This window comes from Stieleria bergensis, from assembly GCA_007745635.1.
GTDB classification, from domain to species: domain Bacteria; phylum Planctomycetota; class Planctomycetia; order Pirellulales; family Pirellulaceae; genus Stieleria; species Stieleria bergensis.
This window is the reverse complement of record CP036272.1, coordinates 1,983,914-2,003,712: the sequence shown is the minus strand read 5'-3', so window position 1 is coordinate 2,003,712 and position 19,799 is coordinate 1,983,914. Positions and strand designations below refer to the sequence as shown.

9 protein-coding genes are annotated in these 19,799 nt (G+C 57.5%); 6 read left to right on the top strand and 3 right to left on the bottom strand.

The annotated features are described in order from the left end of the window. Positions 1-200 precede the first annotated feature (200 nt). Positions 201-827: a Maf family protein gene (locus SV7mr_RS06780; protein WP_145278149.1), complete on the bottom strand. Its 627-nt coding sequence runs from the start codon at positions 825-827 to the stop codon at positions 201-203. Positions 828-993: 166 nt separating this feature from the next. After that, on the bottom strand, positions 994-1,818 hold the full coding sequence (locus tag SV7mr_RS06775; protein ID WP_145270418.1) for a DUF3467 domain-containing protein: 825 nt from the start codon (positions 1,816-1,818) through the stop codon (positions 994-996). A 403-nt stretch (positions 1,819-2,221) separates the two neighbouring features. Between SV7mr_RS06775 and SV7mr_RS06765 the strand changes: the two genes are divergently transcribed. After that, a complete protein-coding gene (locus SV7mr_RS06765; RefSeq protein ID WP_145270415.1) occupies positions 2,222-2,785 on the top strand; it encodes a hypothetical protein in 564 nt (187 codons plus the stop codon). Positions 2,786-2,810: 25 nt separating this feature from the next. Here SV7mr_RS06765 and SV7mr_RS06760 read toward each other — a convergent pair whose 3' ends face one another. Then, positions 2,811-4,202, bottom strand: a complete 1,392-nt coding sequence (locus SV7mr_RS06760; protein ID WP_145270413.1) for a PLP-dependent aminotransferase family protein — start codon at positions 4,200-4,202, stop codon at positions 2,811-2,813. A gap of 567 nt (positions 4,203-4,769) precedes the next feature. Between SV7mr_RS06760 and SV7mr_RS06755 the strand changes: the two genes are divergently transcribed. The 5 genes from SV7mr_RS06755 to SV7mr_RS06735 all read left to right on the top strand — a co-directional run bounded on the left by SV7mr_RS06755 (position 4,770) and on the right by SV7mr_RS06735 (position 19,773). Beyond that, positions 4,770-5,762, top strand: a complete 993-nt coding sequence (locus SV7mr_RS06755; protein WP_145270411.1) for an EF-hand domain-containing protein — start codon at positions 4,770-4,772, stop codon at positions 5,760-5,762. Between the two features lie 335 nt (positions 5,763-6,097). Further along, positions 6,098-6,691, top strand: coding sequence for a peroxiredoxin (locus tag SV7mr_RS06750; RefSeq protein WP_145270409.1), 594 nt, complete (start codon positions 6,098-6,100; stop codon positions 6,689-6,691). A 174-nt stretch (positions 6,692-6,865) separates the two neighbouring features. Beyond that, positions 6,866-7,537, top strand: coding sequence for a hypothetical protein (locus SV7mr_RS06745; RefSeq protein ID WP_145270407.1), 672 nt, complete (start codon positions 6,866-6,868; stop codon positions 7,535-7,537). A gap of 528 nt (positions 7,538-8,065) precedes the next feature. Next, complete coding sequence (locus tag SV7mr_RS06740) at positions 8,066-11,956, top strand: hypothetical protein (RefSeq protein ID WP_145270405.1); 3,891 nt, start codon at positions 8,066-8,068, stop codon at positions 11,954-11,956. Next, complete coding sequence (locus SV7mr_RS06735; RefSeq protein ID WP_145270403.1) at positions 11,953-19,773, top strand: hypothetical protein; 7,821 nt, start codon at positions 11,953-11,955, stop codon at positions 19,771-19,773. The genes SV7mr_RS06740 and SV7mr_RS06735 overlap by 4 nt, the downstream gene beginning before the upstream one ends. The last annotated feature ends 26 nt before the right edge of the window (positions 19,774-19,799 follow it).

Here is a 19,799-nt window from a genome sequence, read left to right as displayed (position 1 = left end):
CAAATGGCCAAGCAAGCTTGGAGCGTTCGCAAAGACGCCAACCGAAAACCGGCTTGCGTGTGTTGAACAACGCGATCAATGGGCTGAGAACAACGCCTATTAGCTGGGTAAAGCGAATCGATCATGAGTTCGACCGTTGAGGGACCAATGAACGGGGAGTGACGAAAGACCGAACAACCCATTCTGCCGACTTGAGCAGTCTACAGATTGATCTTTTCGGCAGATTCTTCAAAACTTTCCAGCAATTCTTTTAATCTCTCCATTGGCAAGCCGACAACATTGCTTTCGCTGCCGCCATTGACGATGCGAATCCAATCATTGCCATCTTGGTATCCGAATGCCCCGGCTTTCCCTTCCCAGAGCATGGTTTCAAGATAGTCCGAAATGACCTGATCACTGATCGGCTCCATTTCCAGTTCGGTCTGCACCACCTCGACCAGACAGCGGTGATCGACCGTGGACCAAAGGCAGACGCCGGTGAACACCGAATGTCGTTTGCCACTTAAGGTCCGGAGCATCTCGGCGGCATGCTGTTCGTTTGAGGGTTTTCCCAGAATCTGGCCGTTGACTGAGGCGACCGTATCGGCGGCCAAAATCATCTTGCCTGCGTGCTTCCTGGCGACGTCTTCGGCCTTTCGAAAAGCGTACCTAGCCACAAGCTCGGGAGCCGTTTCTCGGCTGCAGACCCCGCATTCAGCTGAATCGCTAGCAGGATCAATGGAGAATTGATAACCGGCCGCCGACAGCAGTTGTGAGCGGCGTGGTGAACCACTAGCCAGCACCAATGGCAAGCCGAAAGGGATCTCCGCGTTTGGTAAGTTGCCCATCAATGGCAAGTCATCCGAAATCGCCATCGCTTTTCCTCGTTGTCGAATCGTCTGTGATGAGTCACGGGTTGAGTTTGCAAAGAGACAACCATGGACAGCGTCCAGCTTTGTCACTGACTAAACGGTTGTCACTGCCTAAACAGTTGGTCCTGCTAGCGATCGAATGCTAGGGCGTGTGATCCGGTGGCAAGTCAGATGCCTCACCATTTGTCCCTTTGCCAGGCGAGTCACCATCATTGTCATGATTGTCGTTTTGATTCCCTGGTGTCTCGGCGGGGGGATCGTTCACCGCATTGGGCCCTTGGGCGCCTCCGGCCACTGGCCCAGCAGGAAGGCCACCAGTGGGCAGGTTTCCCGGTGGCAGTTGGCCGGGCGCTTGCTGTCCGGGCGCTTGCTGGCCGCGGCGTTGGTCGAGTTGTTTCACCGCGCCCTGGAGCGAATCAAGCAAACGCGGCACCTGTCCGGCAGCCAAGAAGACTCGAGCACTGACGGCGGACTGCGGAAAAAAGCTGGTCAGGAAATCCAATCCAAATTCTGTCGCTCCATGACCAATCATGACGCCGTTTGCATACGTGCCGCTCAACACCTCATCAGGCATCTTCAAGTCGTCATAGATTTCCTGAGGCGTTGGCCGACGAGCGTCGGGGTTGGGCGGTTGCTGAGCCGGTTGCACAGGATCACCAAACCGATTGCGATAGAGATTTAAGTTCGTTTGCAACGCCTCAATCATTTGCGGCATCACATTGAACGGCACCACCACTCGGCAGGCAACCTTTTGCGGTCTGCCGATCGTCTGCAAAAAGTCAATGATGAACTCCGTTGGCCCCGTCATCACGATCGCGCCAGTGCTAAAGTTTCCTGAAGAAACATGATCTGGCACTCGGGCACGCAGGGGAGGGCTCTGTGGCTGCGCCCCTTCGGGAAGTCCAGAAGGCTCAGAACCCGATCCGCCGGGAGGATCAGAAGGTGGAAGAAAATCGTCAGCAGACATCGTGCCATTCGCCAAAGTTAATCGCTATTGAAGAACCAATCCATCGCATGGACCCGCATAGTCTAGCGACCCTGGGATGGGATCGTAACCCAAACGGTCTTCCCGACCGAGAGGCCGCCAATCAGGGCCCAGTTCAAATTCAGGGCCCAGTTCAAATTCAGGGCCCAGTTCAAATCCAGGGCCCAGTTCAAATCCAGGGCCCAGTTCAAATCCAGGGCCCAGTTCAACACCGTGGCATCGTCCTGCCTGGCAAACACCGTCAACCTGACATCCCAATCACTTCGCCGCGCCGCCACAGCCAACGAATCGAGCCTATGATCAGACCAGCCTCTTGGGCGACCTTGATTCGGGTACAATTCGATCTCGGCAGCGCAACCCTTCCTTTCACCCACTGGAACGACCCATGATCAATCCCGCGCAAAACCCGTACACGTCGAGTCTCCCGACCGATCCGTCTGGCAGTCCATTGAATCGGGGTGAAATTGATCAGCTGATTCGCGTCAACCAAATCATTACCTTTGCCTTGGCAAACGGCATCGTGGTCATCACCGCCGTGATGGGCTACCTGTCCTGGAGCAACAACGAGGGAGCGTTCAAGTTTTCCCTTTCCAGTGAAGACATGCTGTTTCCTCTGATTGGTTTTGTGATGGTCGCAGCGACCCTTCCCGTCGGCTTCATTGTCAAACGGGTGATCTTTCAGCAGGCAAAAGAACAAGCCGCTCGGCTGCAAGACGCTTCGTCCACCACAGGCGAAGAGGAGTTAGTGGTCAACAACGAAGTCATGGGCAGAATCGCCACCGGCACGATCATTAGCCAAGCGGCAGCCGAAGGCGGCGCGGTGGCCAATGCGATCTTGATGATGTTGGGCGACAACTTCATCCACTTGATCCCGATCGCCATTGCGTTGCTGGCCGTGATCATCCAAGTGCCAACGTACCATCGAGTCTGCAGTTGGCTTCGCCAGTAAACGGTATGCAGGCCCCGGGACGTGCTTACTGGCTTTCCAACAAACCGGCCACGAGCCGATCATCGCTGGCGGCAATCCAGCGCAAGTCCACAACCAGCTGTTGATCATCGACCGAGACTGCAACTGCTGGCGTGCTGCGCAGCAACCCGTCTGCCCAAGCCTGTGCGGTTCCTTTGGCCGGCCGCAACCGTAACTGGCGTGAAGGAAACTGCCAGCATCCCCGCGCGCTCAGCCGAGCAGCCTGATCAGTGATCTGGCAAGACTCAATGCCGGGGTCGGCCGTCAAGCGAATGGCCAGTCGCTCAGCGCGGCTCCGCAAGTTCTGGACATCCGTCATGGCAAGTACAGTCCAAAGATGGTCTTCTTCAGCAGCCACTGCAGCGAGCACCATCGACGCAATGGCATCGCTGGCTTGCATCGCTGACCAGCAAGGGGTTTGCTGTAGCTGCTCAACCAAACGAGTTTTGCCGACCAGCACGCCACACGCTGGCATGCCAGCGACGACCGTTCCCGCCAACACAACCAGGTCAAAGCCCGCGTCGATCAAATTTGCAACACAGGGAATCTGATTGGCAACCGCAGGAGCATCTGTGGGCAAAGCCCTGACCGTTCCGATGGGACAGATCGCCACTTTTATGAGGTTTTCACCGGCCAACTGATCCAGCATCGACGCCGTCAGCGCTGCACTGCCATCGTCAACGAACGCAACAAGCTGATTGGCTTGAACGGTTAACTCCGCCACGTTAAACGCATCGGCACCGCCGCAGCATGTGACTTGGCATCCAAGAAACGATTCTGGCAACGCCGGCCCTGAAACGGAGTCATCGGTGCCATGGCTTTCAGTGGGCAAGTGGATCGCATGATGACGGTGCATCACGATCCCAGCGGAGGCTAAAGGAGACAGCGCGGCCAAGGCAGCGGGCAAGGAAGCCGCCACCGCAACCGAGTGCTGATTGATGCCAAGTTCCTGCTTCAGGTGCCCATCAATTTGTCGACGCAGATCGGTTAACAAACCATCGCCTTGCAACACCGCATCACCGATCTGCAGCACTTGATCCGCAATCGGCACGCCGCACCCTTGATCAGACAACAGCACGCCAGTGGCGTTGACCATCCGCTGCGCAAACACGGGTCCGTCACCCGTGAATAAGCCTTCGCCCCAGGCGAACTGCGACAGCCAAGCTTTGGCGCTGGAAGCGTTGACCGCCTCTTGAGTGAGATTGACGGCGCCCTGAGCAATCGGGGACGCAGCCTTCACAATGCTATCGATGCCGCGTGAAGCACTTTCTGGCAACTCACGCAACAGCTCGGTCGCCTGGTCGGTCACCTTCTTGATCGTTTCCGGATCACTGGCTTTTTGAGCAACATCTTTGACGCCTTGTCGGATTGCCCGAACGGCCCAGGGAGGAAAACGCATAGGTTGCTGGTACGTGCTAGAGGAAGGAATGCTGAGACAACAGGTTAGTTCGCCCACAAAGACAAGTCTGCCAAAACAAGGACTCGCTGACCAGTACCGTCGTCAAAAAGCCCGCCGCCCAAAACCAGTGTCGGCTGCCCGGCGAGGCGGAAACCTCACAACGCCGCCATGCTCGGTCACCCCGACAAGACGCCATGGCATGTGCCAAACGCCAAACGCGAGCGTCATGCACAAAGGTCAAGCACAAACGGGGAAGCCGGGGCGTCTCGCTGGAGTTTTGTCACTCCGATGAGCAGGATTTTGCGGAAGTTATTTATTTCAATTCCACACGAAACTTGGCCATCCACACCGTGTTGAATCATTAGTCACCGCTAATCAAACAAACGCAGTGATCGCACGCCCTGCGAGATCAACCGACCGTTATTTGGAAGATCTCGACTGCGTTTGCGTGACATCGTCAGCTCGAAACCGCTCTTTGAGAGAGGCAATTCCGCCACTCAAACAGGCAACGGACACGACTCCCTTTTCTCCATCAAACGTGCATCCAAACCAGTGGAACTAGAAACCATGAAACGATCTTTCCAAAAACCGGCCAAGCTGCTTCTGTGTGCTGTCACCGCAGCAGCCATGATCCATGGGCCCAATGCGACGGCCACCGCTGACGATGGCGACGGCAAACCGGCGGGCGAATCTCGCGACCGCGTGGACCAGCGGCGTGGGCCCGGTGGACCTGGTGGGCCTCGACCTGATGGTGATCGCCCGGGCTTCCGCGGCGGTCCACGCGATGGCAATGGACCGGGTGGTCCCGGTGGACCAGGTGGCTCTCGAGGACCTGGTGGTCCCGGTGGACCTCGCGGTTTCGGTGGTCCTGGTGGCCCCGGTGGTCCTGGTGGCGACTTCCTGTCGCGACTCCCCATCATCGCCGCACTGGACACCAACAAAGATGGACGTCTCTCGCGTGACGAAATCAGCAACGCCCCGGCAGCCTTGAAGAAGCTGGACAAGAACGGCGACGGCGTGATCGATCAAATGGAAATGCGGCCCCAAATGGGCCAAATGCGTGGACCAGGCGGGGATCGCGGCTTGGGTGGTAACCGCCCCCCGGCTGGCCCTCCACGCGGTGACCGTCCTGATGGACCACGCGGCGATGGACCTCCACGCGGTGACCGTCCCGATGGGCCTCGCGGCGATGGGCCTCCACGCGGTGACCGTCCTGATGGGCCTCGCGGCGATGGACCTCCACGCGGTGCAGGCGACCGGCCTCAAGGACAGCGTGGCGGACCAGAAGCGATGATGCAGCGGATGAAAGACGCCGACAAGAATGGCGACGGCTTCCTGACCGCCGATGAATTGCAGGGCCGCGGCCAACGCATGCTGCAAGTTGGAGACTCCAATGGTGACGGCAAACTAAGCCAAGAAGAAATTCGCACCATGATGCAGCGTTTCATGCAAAACAACGGCCAGCGTCCTGGTGCTGGTCGAGGTGGACGTCCCGGTGCAGGGCAGGATGGCGCGGCCCCTGGTGGCGAGCGTCCACGCCGACCACCTGCACAAAAGTAAGCCCGGCTTCTCTTTCGACAACCGAGCCGATTTCAGTCACCACTGCCCGCCAGCTTCTTTGAAACTGGCGGGCAGTTGTCGTTTTGGGCTCAGGAATTTGCTTACCACCGCTTGCCGGAATCGCCGCTCTGCCCAATAGTGTTGTCTCACGCCGCCTGGCGTGGCACGATCTTCACTGTCGCTCGCATCGCTAATTCGATTTAGGCGGTCAAATTGCAGACTTTGAACCAACGTGCCACCCGCCGAGGCCACCGTGGCCGCAGCCATCAGGTACTGGCAACGGCGTGAGTGTTTGTTTGTTTCAAATTCCTTTCCAGCAAGACCCGGCTGATAACATGAGCGTTCTGGTAACACAGCAAGCCCCCGAATTCAAAGCACAAGCCGTGATGCCCGATGGGCAGTTCAAAGAAGTTTCTCTAAGCGACTATCGCGGCAAGTACGTCGTCCTGTTCTTCTACCCGCTGGACTTCACCTTTGTCTGCCCCACTGAAATCATTGCCTTCAGCGATCGTGAAGGCGACTTCGCAGCCGAAGACGTGCAGATCCTGGGTGTCTCCATCGACAGTCACTTCTCGCACTTGGCCTGGACCAACAGTGCCCGCGACGAAGGCGGCATCGGCAAAATCAGCTACCCCTTGGTCGCTGACTTGAACAAGCAAATCGCGCGTGACTACGACGTCTTGCTTGAAGGTGGTGTGGCGATGCGTGGCTTGTTCCTGATCGACAAAGACGGCATTGTTCGCCATCAAGTCGTCAATGACCTGCCATTGGGCCGAAGCGTTGACGAAGCCCTGCGGATGGTCAAAGCATTGAAGTTCTTTGAAGCCAACGGCGAAGTCTGCCCCGCGAACTGGCAGGAAGGTGCTCGCACCATCAAGCCAACGGTCGACGACAGCAAAGAGTTCTTTAACGCCGAATACTCCGGCTAAGCGATCTCGACGGAAACCGCACTCGCGTCGCCCTCCGGCGGCGCCGTGCTGGTGCCCATGGCTTGAGACCATCATTGCCTCAAGCCCACCATCCATGGACCTCAGCGCTGGGCGCGACGGGTCATCCCAACCATCCATGACGCACCTGTTCCCTCTTTAGATAACCAATTCACGATGTGGCTGATCGCTCCGAACCGACTTGGCTTTGCCGCTTGGCTTCAAGAAAATCAAGTCTGGAAATTTGAAGTGATCGCCAGCGAATCGGGACAGGTTCGCGGCGTCAACATGCACCATCTGGATGACGTCACCCTGCTGACATCATCTGACGATTCTGATCTGCCACCCTTGAAGGAACAGTATGTTCGTGGCAACCAACTGCATTGGTCGTTCCCGCAAAGCGGCGACGCTCAGCCCTTCGGTTTTCGGTTAGTCATTGAACCGGTCTCTCCGTCGGCCAGCAGCGATCACCTGACGTTCCAGTGGCAAGTCAGTGTTGAAACCACGCGACTGGATTCGCACCCGACCTTGGACCTCGTCTTTCCGGGCAACTCAGCCAGCAACCTGACCAAGCACTCCGAGCCACAAGGTGCGATCTTTCAGTTTGATCAGGCAAACGGTCAAACCGCTGCCCTGTTAAGTCCACAGGACGCACCGTTTACCGCCCAGATTGAACCGGCGGCTTCCGAGTCGTCGTTGCGGCTGCGATTGTTTGGTGAATTTCTTGAGAAAGGCGTGATCCGACGCGCGCGTCCGTGGATCAGCCATCGCGCTGCGGCCAGCTCCGACGCGATTGACGCCCACAAATTGCTGCACGCATTGGCGGCCAGCCCGCTGCCCCTGGACTGAAACTCGGGCACCTCTCCTTTCGACGGAATCACAACCGCTGATTTGAGTGCGGAACGTTGGACGCCTGGAATGGTTAAAGTGTCACACGGCCTCGCTCCAGCTTTGCCGAGCTCACGCTTAGAAGCATTGCGGGCAAACCAAGTGTCTGTGCGATGCGTCTTCATTCACTGAATTGGGCCCATTGATCAGAGCTTTCCAAGACAATGCCATCCTGGGTGGCCATTTGTCCAGAAACGACAATCACAGGGAACATACCGGTTATAACGAGACTGCCGGAACCGGTGGATGCTACGTTTGGGCTTACCACCATTGGGGAGACCAGCAGAAAACGGGTCGCCCAGACGACGCATCCGTTCCAGTCCGTTAGTGTTTGCGTAAACTAGATAAACGGAGGAGAACCCTCACGCTTTTCACCCGGTCTAAAACGAGAGTCTTTCGCAGCCAGAATTTGCGTTTTCAAACGGCAAATTCGGGCAGGCGACATCCGCTGCAGACCATGACCTCCAGACGCCTTATCACATCTCTTCGATGACCTCGTCCGTCAACGCCGACATCGCATCAACACACAGCGGCCGAGAAACTCTCTCGCGTCGTGTTTGGCGATGCGCTTTGCAGCACCGATGGTTTCTGCTCGATAGTGCTTTGATGGCGTTGCCAGCCGCACTGTTACTCGTTGCGTTGCTTGTCAATAGCGGGCAGGTCTGCCAAGCGCAACCGCCGAACAACTATCCGCCAGAGGAATTGGTTCGCCCGGCAAAGGAAAGCGGCACCGGACAGCTGCCGATCCGCGGCATCATGTTCTTGGACGCTTCTGGCAATCCAGTTTATTGGCCAGACATGACCTACGAGCGCATTCTAGAGCTCGAAGCCGGCCCGCAGAACCAAACGCGAAACTACATCATCGACAGCGTGCTGATTGACGGAAAAGTCGCTGGCGAAAGCGCGTTGCTGGATGTTCGGATCAAGGTCCGCATCAACGCCACGGGAACGGAATCCATTGAAGTCCCACTGGGGCTGCAAAACTTCCACCGCACCACCGAGCCAACCTTTGCTGGCGACAACAAGCAGGCCAACCGGCTTGCCGTTGCGATTGCCAGCGAAGCGGGGCCGCACACCTTAGTGGCCTCTGTCCCGAAAGATTCAGTGATCGAGCTGCGGATGAAGATGTCCGCTCGTGTGGACCGCACGGCCGGATCAGCCTTGGAGTTCCAGCTGCCCGCGGCTCCCGCAGTGGTCAACGTCCAGACAGAGACCCCTGATGCGATTGGAAAAATCATCGATCGCGACGCGGAGGTGATTCAAAGCAGTCAAGGAAACAAGGGCAACGTCAAGTTCCGTGTCGAGAGCAATGGCGGCCGGTTTACGCTGCAATGGAGTCCTCCTCAAACCGAGCAAACCGTTTCACTGCTTGAATCGGACACCACCGTCTCAGTGCGTTGGAATTCACCCCAGGACCCGATCATCGAAACGGTGCGGATGACGGTCCGTGACTCGAATTCGCCCATCAAAGCGATTGACCTCCAATTGCCCGCCGGTGGCAAGTTGTTAGAACGCCCCAAGCTGCTTCCCAACAGTTCCGCTGCCGCCGACGCCACTGGCACGCCTCTGGAATCAGCCGCCGCTGGCCCCAATCAACCGGAACTGCTTCGGGTCACGATTCCCACAGCGCAACAAAGCCAATTGTTGACAGTGGAATTTCGCTTGGAACTGCCAAGCAATCCCGCATCAACGGGTACACCGCATGAGCTGGCCGCTCCGGTGATCCCCAACGCACTGCGCAATCAAGGCACCCTCGAAATTGAAACCAGCAGCGACTATCGACTGCGCTGGCAGCAGAGCGTGTACGTCAAGAACGTCGCCGTCGCTCGCAGCGATGAAGCCACCGATGTGCGACGCTATGCGTTTGAATATGTTCGCGGGGCTTTTCGATTACCGATCTGGCTAGACGCCACTCGACGTGAATTCCGTGTGACCAGTCACTGCGACGTTGACATGCGTGACACCTATGCCGAACTGACCATGCAGATCTTGTCGACGGGCAATAGCAACTCCGGCCAGTTGATCAGCGTTGACCTTGCCGACTGGCAGCTGCCGAAAATTGAAAACGGTCGCACCGGGGCTCCTGTTTCATGGTACGAATCCGACGGTTTGTTGCACATTGACTTGCCCTACAACGGCATGGAAGAATCATCACCGGTGACGATTCGCACACGGCGCACCTCAGGCGATTCGGCAGAGGCCCCGTCCACCGTCACGCAGCCCGAAACACTGGACGCGCAATTGATTCGGATGACCCTGCCGCGTGTGGTCAATCCAGGTGAGGTGCAAACGCCGATCACACTGCAAGAGAGCACGGCCCGTATCACCAGCCTCGGTCGCCGCGCCTTGGTGGTCGATTTAGAACAATCAAAGAATCTTGAACGCGTCTCATCGACTCAAACGGACAACGACACCTCCAAACGCTTCACGGTCGTTCCACCCGAAGCTGCCGCGACAGTGGTTGGACAGATGGTGCCTCAGCCACCGCGATTGATTCTCAGTGGTGACGCTAGTGTGCAGCTGTTGCCTGGACAAGCCGATGCGTTGACTCTGGAGAGCATTGTCCAGTGGAATCTGATCAGTAAAACAGATCTGGAAGGCCGACTGCGAATAGCGGTCGCAGCCGACCAAGCGATGATCGATGCCTACCAAGCTGGCACCGTTGATCAGTTGCTTCAAGAGCGCCGCTGGCAGGTGAGTCTCGATAATGCGCCCGCACCGATTCGCTTCATGGGCTTGACCAAGCAGACTTCGGCAACAGAAACACCCGCCCTGTCACCAAATCAAACCGCCGCACCTCCACTGCCGATCAATCCGGTCGAATCCCCGCCTGATGCGTCCGCAGATGAATCCACTGGTTCGGCGAACAAGCCCAACGATCAGGCCGCCAGTGCCCCAGCGAACGACACCACCGACCGAGACACCGACTTACCGAAACCGGCAAATGGCGGACCGGACGGAGCAGAGGACGGCCCTGATTCGGCAACCGGTGGACCTGATTCGTCGAGTGCCCCACAGCGACCAGGCCAAGGCGATTCGGTTGACGACGATGCGAACCAAGTCAGCAACGGCACCGATTCCTCCAAGACCACCGCACAGCCAATTGCCAATCCACGTCCCGCACAAGTCGGCGACTGGGTGATCTTGGAAATCATTTCGGACACGCTATCGACTCAGGCCGCCGACATCCGATTTCGGTTTCTGACGCCCGTCGATGCCGCCAGCAATTCAACCACGCTGACCACCTCGATTGCACTTCCATTTCCGACCGTCCAAGACGTGACGCTCGAAGGTGACATGAAGATCCAATTGCGTGGAAGCCAACAGTATGAAATTCGCGGCAACTTCGATTCGCTGAACAATGAAATTCAACTTGAAACACTGCCTCAACAACCGGTGGTGCTGCAGTTGCTGCCGAAAGCATCCAGCAGTAACGAGTTACGGATTGGCAAAACACTGATCCGAACAGCAATCAACGAAGTGGCCCAGCACGATCAAATCATCGCTCAGCTTTCCGGAAGCGGTGAACTTCGAATTGAGCTACGCGATTCAGACGGCACCAAGACGGACGTGCTGATCAACGGCCAGACCGTCCCGACGCAGATCTCCGGCGACGAACTTGTGGTCAACATTCCTGCTGGCCAGGAAAACCAAATCGTTGACATTCGCACCTGGTCCAGTCGCCCGCAGCAAACGCTGTGGGATCCGATTCGCCCACTGGCGTTTCTGGGACATGGTCAAGAAGAAAAATACTGGCAGGTCAGCGTGCCACAGAACCAGCATCTGATTCATGCAGCCGCTTCATCGGAACGAATGATGACGTGGGCGTTTGATCGCTATCACATGGCTCGGCGTCCGCTGATCTCTGAAAGCATGTTGGCCAGCCAAATCATTAGCAGCGCCGGCGCGGTTCCCGAACTGACCGAAATGCCCAAGGGCAATCGCTATTTGTTTGCTGCGATCGACGATCGTCCCATGCAGATGCGAACCGCATCACGCACACTGGTCTGGCTGGTCGTGGCCAGCCTGATCCTATTCGCCACATCGATCCTGACTTACTTTCCTGCCACACGCAATCCACTGGCGTTGATTTTAACGCTGGTGATGCTAGGTGGCATCATCGTCGCGGCGCCCGATGCCGGCGTGATGGCCTCGCAGGTTGCTCTGTTAAGCATCCTGGTCGCAGTCATCATGCTGGCGATTCGCCACCTGACCAACCCGCGTGCCTCGCGAGTGCTGATCAGCACGATTGATGACCGCAAAGAGGGCTCGTCACTGCATGCTCGCAAACTCGATTTGCGTTCGGCCAGCAGCGTGGCGATCACGCACAGTGTCGGAGTCGACGACATTGCCTCCGCACAAAGCGAGGCCACGCCATGACCGTCGCCATCGGTCAGACCTCGCATCCATTGGCGGCAACCCAACCTCGCGCGAACGGGGTCGGAGCCAAAATTCGGCTCGCACTGCTGCTTGGCCTGGCCATCCTCATCAACGTCGCCTGCCTGCCCAGCGCCGCCCATCTCTCCAGTGCCGCCGGTCAGGAACCAGCCAGTCCATCGCCCGCTGTTCCACCTGAAGCGCCGGCCGCTGGGACTCAACCTGCCGCTGTTCCACCCGATGAACAAAGCAAGGACAACGACAGCCAACCCAAACCAAGCTCCGGCGACCGGGGCAGCGATGATCCGAATCAGGATGCTGACAGCAACGACTCTGACAGCCAGCCACCAGCCGCCCAGCCTGCAGCTGCCCAGCCCCCAGCCGCCCAACCTGCAGCGCCAACCGATTCGTTGCCCTTGCCGACGCACACCGCTGATGGACGACCTTTTCGAGCCATCGCGTTCTACTGGTCGCAAATCGTTGAAATCGTCCCCGACGGCTTTGTCCCAGTTTCTCTGCAGCAATTGCGAGAGGCCATTGAGCGTCCCAATCCAACGATTGCGACCCTGCAACAGGCTCGTGTTGTTGACGCATTCTTTGACATTCACCTGAACGAACGACTGGCGACAAGCCAGCAGAGCGAACTGGTCATTGAACATCTTAACGGGCGTCCCTTACGACTGGACCTTGGGCCAACCAACCTTGCTCTCAGTCCCGCCGATGAACTAGAGGGTGTGGAACCGAGACCGGGCTTACCTGGCAACACTGCCCTGAATAACACCGACCTGAGCAACAACCCCCTAAGTGTCCCAGGGCTGGGTTCCAGCAGCCCCCCAGCCACCACAGCCAGTGGATCGACCAAGTTGCGCATCCTTTCGAACCAAGCGGGACACTTGATCGCAGCGATCGATCCGGTCCGATCGGCAGCCCCTGGCGTTCGTTCCGGTGAAACATCCCAGGGACCACCAGCCACATCAAGCGCCGGCTCGACAACGAACAACAGCCTCCAACCACCAAGCACCGACTGGTCGCGATCGACAATCGGCTTCGCCTGGTCACGACGCACCAATCAATTGGGCAAGCGTTCACTGGTAAAGCTACAACTGCCTCGTTCCTCACGCTCGCAGCTCGTCCTTTCGGCGCCCAGCCATTTGCAACTGCGTTCTCGACAAGGAACCTTGACGGAACTCGATCGTCCCCCGGAGCGAGCCAATTGGCGCTCGCGTCCTGATGGCGTGATCTGGTATCAGATGGAAGTGGGCGGTTTAAGCGAGGTTGAGCTTGAAGCGACGGTGCAAACCGCCCGAACATCCTCGCCGGTGATGATGATTCGCCGACAATCTCGCCAGTACGATGTCGATCTTGCCAGCATCACATGGAAGCATCAATTGACCGTCGACCTGTCAGCCGACGTCGATCGTTTGCAGTTTCGCGTGCCTGACGAAACAGTGACAGGCATTCGAATCAATTCGATCCTGTATCCCTTCGAGATCGTTCGCGATGATCCGCAGCAACCGCGACTGGAGATCATGCTGCCGGAAGCACTGCGAAAGAGCGCTGACCAACAGACGCCCAACCCCAATCAACTGCTGCGTTTAACAGTCGAAGGTGTCAGTCGTTGGGATCTGCGGAATCAGCTTTGCCAGTTACCCTCAGTCACGCCGATCGGTAACAGGGTCTACTGGAGTGAACCTGATTCGCTGGCGACCGTGACCGTTTCAGCGCCACTCCAGATCATTCAGTGGACGCTGCCAAAGCATTGGAAAACGTTGGAATCCAAAACAACCACCGCGGGTGATCAATATCTGACCGCGCGCGGCCCAGCCAGTGGTCCCGCCGTGGAACCGACAACCGGCGATGTGCACGCTTGGTCTAGCCTGTCGTTGGCCTCTCAAGTTGATCGCGTGATCGACCATGCCTGTACCCACTTGCGTTATCAACAGCCGACCGCGAACGAACTGCGTTCAGAAACTCAGATTCGCTATCGAATTGTGTCTCGCTACCAACCGCCGATTCGTGTCGCGCTCAACCCGGCTTGGACCATCGATTCGCTGAGAATCTCTGAGTCGGGTCGTCAGATCCCTGTAGCTCCTGGTAACGAAGGCGTCACCATTTGGCCGACCTCCCAGGAGGCTTCCAGTGAAACGCTGACCTTGGAATTCAATGGTCGCCAGAATCTGACACGCAATCCCGAACAGTTGTTGCCCAACCAGTCCTGGGTGGCTCGACCGCAGGAGCCATCACAGCACTGTTTTGTTGCCTATGAACCACCGGCAAGACGTCGCTGGAACGCAGAAACGGTGATGTTGGCCAATCGAGTTGACGCGGCACAGCTCCCTAAAGGCTGCCTGGACTTCTTGCAACCGAGCGATGAAACGTTGATTGTCAGGGCTCCCCGCGCCGTCTTGCAACGCGTGCGACTGGCTCCGGTAAGCGTTTCGCTGGCGGTCAATTTGCAGCATCGCATTGAAGGCGCACGAGAGCCTCTTTGGGCCGATGATCAGCCCCAGCCAACACTGATTGAAACGATCGTGGTGCGAGCTGACACCTCGGGTCCCATCAATCAGCTGGAGGTCTTAACGGGCAAAACACGGTCCTCAGCCTATGCTTGGTCGCTGCGCCGGAGAGACCAGTCGGCCATCGTTAGTTTGCCTGAATCACAGATCATCCGCCGTCAGATCGATCACGAATCTTCGGAAACGATCAACTTAGACGATCGAGACCTGGATGACTTTGAACTCGTAGGCCGGCGAGCGATCCGAGCGTCTGAACAGATCTCGGTCTCGCTTCCAAGTGTGCTGGGAGCCACCTCTCAGACCGGCCAGTCCTTCATCGCGTCACCCTGGTTTGTGTCCTCCAGCTCGGTCCAGGTTCAAAAAGTCCCGCATGGTCGTTCCGCCAACGACTTGGCCAGGACGGAGAACGAAAAACGTGCCGAGGAATCTGGAACCGACAAAGCACTGGCTGATGAAACCGAAGCCAGCCAACCACCGTCCGGCGAGGATTCAAACGGAACACTGCGTCCCCGTTTCGTGCAACATTTGCAATACAACCCGCAACTGCGTTCGGAGATCGAACTCACCTACCAACGGTTCTCCACTGACCAGTGCGTCGTCTGGAAACAAAACTTAGATATCTTTGCCAGCAATCGTGGCGACGATGAATTCCTCTACTTTGCCGAAGCCTCGTCACAAGCGAATTACGACATCCGTTTTGACACGGATCTGGAACTCATCTCCGCGCAAGTCAACGGCCAAACGGTGTTGCCGCTGGAGAGTCGAGCGGGGTTCGTGCGACTGGAACGTCAGAACCAGACCGACACCATTGTGTTGCGTCTGCGTCGTGAGAAAGAAGCTCATCGATGGCTCTACTGGGCTGGGACACCACAGATCTCGCTAACTGGCAAACTTGTCTCCCAGCGGACGGTCTTTCATGACACTCCAAGCTGTGTCAGCTTGTACCAGGTTTACCCGCCACGGACGGATGCGGACACAGCAACAACGGTGCATGCCGACTCTGGCAACGAGACGTCCGCGCTGGCCAATGGATACGTTTTGTTGATGTCGCGTGACATGGCGATTGGCCTGGCTTGGCTCGGGGCCGGACTGGTCTTTGCATTCGCTTGGGCAATGGCTCGTTGGATGCCGTTGGGTTTCCCGATCTGCTTGCTATGGTTGGTCGCCCTGTGCATTGCCGCGACGCTTTGGTGGGACAGGTCTCAGGAAATCATCGGCCTGCTGGCGATCCCGGTTGCCTGCGGTGCCTTGGTCCAAACCATCGGTGGCAAGAACCAGACTTCCCGCAAACTGCCACAACGATCATCGATCTCGACGCCGACGCAGCCTTCATCCAATCCAGCCAATTCTGCCAACAATGGTTCGGCATCACAGCGGCTGACCAACCAGGGCCCCGCAGCGCTGATGCTGTTGATCAGTTGTCTGCTGATGCCGTCCGGTTCGTTGTCAGCCCAGGAGACGCTGCCAGCGGGAGATCGCAACGGCAGCCCCACCGCGCCACGAGCTGGCGAACAGACCTCACCCGAAAAGCCAGCCGGTGGCCAAGCCAATCGTCGACTGCCAGTGCAAGTCTTGGTTCCGCTGGACAAACAGGCGCAAATCGTAAGCGATAAGGTTTACCTTTCACGGGCAGATCGTGACGAGATCCTGGACCTGAATCGCGACCAAGAACCAGCCTCTGTCAGTTTCCAGAATGCTCAGTATCGTGTTGTGCTGGAAGCTCGCGATTCTGATGCACCGTTTGCCGTCACGGCCCCTGACCAAACAACTGAGCCACTTTTGAACTGCCTGATTGAAGCGACTTATGATCTCGAGCTTTCGCATCGTTCGTCTCAATTGAAGTTACCGGTCGCTGCTGAAAACTTGCGTCGGATCGAAGTCCTGGGCGAAGCTGAACCACAGACGGCTCGATACACCGTCGATGGGCCGCAGCAAGTGACAGCGCTTGTCCCGATCTCCTCTGTGCGATCATTGCAACGACGTCTGCGATTGACCTTTGCTGGCAACACTCAGCAATCGGTGCTTGCTGGGCCCGTTCCAGTCGCCGCCCCGGCCACCGATGAGGCCGCTCAGGCAACCATGTCGCCCAATGAATCCGCCCAGCCAACGTTGGCCGCTCGTCTTGTCCAGATTCAACAACCGATCCCTGTGGTTCATTCGGCCGAGGTTCAAATCGAAGTCCCCAGCGGGATTCAGATCCGTTCGATTGACACCGCCATGGGACGAACACTGCTGCGTCCCGATTTGGGACGCTACCAAGCCGAGCTGGGACCGACCGACCAACTGACGATCACCTGCCAGAACGTTGGCGATCAGCGTTCGACAGTGTTTGTGGCGACGCAGCGAAATTATCGAGTGGTTTGCGGCGCGACTTGGACGACCATTGAATGTGAACTCCGGCTCGACCCTGCGATGAAGATTGGCGACTCGATGGAGCTGATCGTTCTGGGCAAACTCCCTCAGAACATGACCGAAGCCAGCTGGCAAGTCACACCCCTCCGATCGCCTGCCGTCTCCACACCGGAAACCGCGTCCCAAGCGGATTCAAACAGCGGCGGTCCACAGGCAGCGTCAACCCCGACCGACGGCGCCGACACGGAAAACAATGTTCAGGAAAACGGTGATCGTGAAAGCGGTGAGCTGCCGGATCTTGGTGGCATCCTGAAGATCACAAAAGCTTCCAAAGGCAACCCACCGCTGCGATTGATGTGGCAGACCAAGTCGATCTTGAACGCCAACGAATCTGTTTCCGATCCCGCCACCACTTCGATTCCCGAAGTCTTCGTGCCCTCGGCGGCCGACGCGGGACCCACGTACTTTGCGATTGAACATGCCGAGGATCTCAAGATCACCGAACTGATTTCCGACTGGGAACCGGCCACCATGAATGAGTTCCTGTCTCGTTGGCAGGGCTATGCCGGGCGTCCACAGCGGATCATTGCAACCAGCGAGGCTTTTCCGTCCTTGCTGCTCTGGGATTCAACTTCGACAGCGGGTGAAATGGAGCTCCGTCACCAAACGTTTGTCGACCAGTCACTGATTCACTACCAAGTCGGTGGTGAGTTAACCGACCCATCCACCGGCCAGCGTCCGGTGATTTTGAAAGTCCCGCGTGGCTATGAATTAGAACGCTGTGTGATCAACGAAACAGAGCTCGATGCAACGGAATTCGCCTCCAACCGTTCCCAAGCGGGCAAGCCGTATTGGCTGCTCAATCTTGGCGACCGCAGAATCAATGGGCAACTGGATTTTGAACTTCGCTTCGTCCGCGGCTTACCGATCAAAGCCAAGTTTGACCTTCCCCGGGTCTCACTGGACGCCAGTGATTCACGGTCTCAACAGGTCTCGCTGCGCGAGTCCTATCGGGTCACGCGTGGACAATTTGTCTCACTGAAATGGCCTGCGAAGTTCAAGATTTCGACCGATCCAGAGAACGGCGACTGGCACCTCCCGGCTCAACAGCAGAGGGAACTCATGACAGGAAAAGTGCCAGCAGCTCAAATCGATCGTCTGCCCGCGCAATCGCCAGCGATCGTCTTGCAACGCCAAACACAGAACCAATCCTTTAGCACACGCCAGCTGGCACTGATGCAGTATTCGGGAAGTCGCTGGTCGTGCCGAACAGAAATTCTGTATTCGCCGCAACGTGTCCCCAGCTACATTGATCTGAAGCTTCCCACCCGCTGGGCGACCGACCTACAAGTGGAAGGCAGTTCAAACTGGACCAGCAAACGCACACCGGACGATGCGTTCACCATTGTGCGAGTCGCGACAACGACTCCGACCGACAAAGCTGCTGCCGGCAAATCCGTTTCCAGTCTGGTGATCACCGGTTTCTTGGACAACCGCGATGTCAGTCGAGTCAGCGTGCCTGCGGTGGACATCCTTGGACAGGGTCAGCGTGTTCTGTTTGCCGCCGTTCCGAAACAATTGGTCACACAGTCTGTTCTGTGGGTTCCGGAAAATGCGGCCTCGCTGGCGGCGAATCAAGTGGCCAGAACGGGCTTCAAGCAACTGCAACCAGAGGCTCTGGAGCAGTTCGAATACTACACGGTGCGCGACGCCAGCAGCAATTGGTCAATCAAGTTGTCGCCACTGGACAACAAAGACCAACAAGCCACCGTCATCGCCTGTGACGCCAGAGTGATGCTTGGCGAACACGACGCAGTGGTGTACCAACGATTTGACCTTGTCCCCGAAAACTTCAAACAGATCCAACTCTCCCTGCCCGGTGACGCTGCATTGATCGGCGTTTGGGTTGCGGGCCGCCCCGTGGCGATCGATCCCGCCAGCGAAGGGGAACTGTTAAACATTCCCTTGACCTTCAGTCGATTGCCGCAGGCAGTCGAAACAGTTCTCCGCGTCCCCGTTTCAGAACAGAGCACCGCAGACTACTTGGCCCGATTGCCACAACCCCAAGCAGGGCCCACTTGGGTGGCGTACTTCCAAAATCGCCACCCCGGACAAACCCAATCCCTGCTGCCCATTCGCGAATCCGATCGAATCGCGTTCTCCAGTGCGGAGCTGCAACATTTACAGCATGAAATGGCGTTGGAGTTGGCTTCCAGCGCAGTGACCGCGATTGATCGCTCGCGTGACCTGTTAGCGGAGCGCAGCGATGAAGAGGTCCGCGCCTGGTTACTGCCGTGGCTGGGGCGTTACCAAGAGGCCGCTCGACTTGATCGGCACCAATTAAACACTGCCACCTCAATGGCCGAAGCATCATCAAGCGAGACGGCAACCGATCCATCGACTCAACCCGGCGCGGCCACCGAGCCGGAGGCGTCAACCGCAGAGACCGTCACTGCTCCAGCGGAGACCGATGCCTCCGCTTGGGCGGAACTCGATCGCAAACTGCTGTCTATGACCGGGCGATTCGTTCCAGCATCGACCAGACTCCCGATACCGTTGCTGACGGCAAGGCAACTGATCCAGGGCCAACTGGTGGGCGTCGTTCGGCTAGAACACCCCAGCGACGTCGACCGCATTGCCGCTTTGCCGTTGGCAAATCAGCAACTCCAAGGCTTGTTAAACCACGCCATCACCATGATCACCGTTGTATTGGGTGTGATTCTGATCTGGCCCTTCCGCGGTCGCTGGAAGTCCATTCTGTATCACCCTTCGTTTTGGTTAGCCGTGCTGGGGCTGGCTTCGCTGGTGGTCATCCCGGCCCCGATTGGTTTTGTACTCGTGCTGGTTGCCACGACGGTTCCCTGGCTACAACGCAGTGTTTCCGTCACGGGGCCGCGTTCAAAAACCTCGCGCATCATCGCGGCGTCAAACAGCAGTCCTGGCAAACGATAAGTTTCGTCCCGGCCTCGACCATGTCA

Bases quoted from the DNA above. Each gene is read 5' to 3' on its own strand.
- SV7mr_RS06740 (WP_145270405.1), top strand. From the start codon at position 8,066: ATGACCTCGTCCGTCAACGCCGACATCGCATCAACACACAGCGGCCGA.
- SV7mr_RS06750 (WP_145270409.1), top strand. From the start codon at position 6,098: ATGAGCGTTCTGGTAACACAGCAAGCCCCCGAATTCAAAGCACAAGCC.
- SV7mr_RS06755 (WP_145270411.1), top strand. From the start codon at position 4,770: ATGAAACGATCTTTCCAAAAACCGGCCAAGCTGCTTCTGTGTGCTGTC.
- SV7mr_RS06760 (WP_145270413.1), bottom strand. From the start codon at position 4,202: ATGCGTTTTCCTCCCTGGGCCGTTCGGGCAATCCGACAAGGCGTCAAA.
- SV7mr_RS06775 (WP_145270418.1), bottom strand. From the start codon at position 1,818: ATGTCTGCTGACGATTTTCTTCCACCTTCTGATCCTCCCGGCGGATCG.
- SV7mr_RS06765 (WP_145270415.1), top strand. From the start codon at position 2,222: ATGATCAATCCCGCGCAAAACCCGTACACGTCGAGTCTCCCGACCGAT.
- SV7mr_RS06735 (WP_145270403.1), top strand. From the start codon at position 11,953: ATGACCGTCGCCATCGGTCAGACCTCGCATCCATTGGCGGCAACCCAA.
- SV7mr_RS06780 (WP_145278149.1), bottom strand. From the start codon at position 827: ATGGGCAACTTACCAAACGCGGAGATCCCTTTCGGCTTGCCATTGGTG.
- SV7mr_RS06745 (WP_145270407.1), top strand. From the start codon at position 6,866: ATGTGGCTGATCGCTCCGAACCGACTTGGCTTTGCCGCTTGGCTTCAA.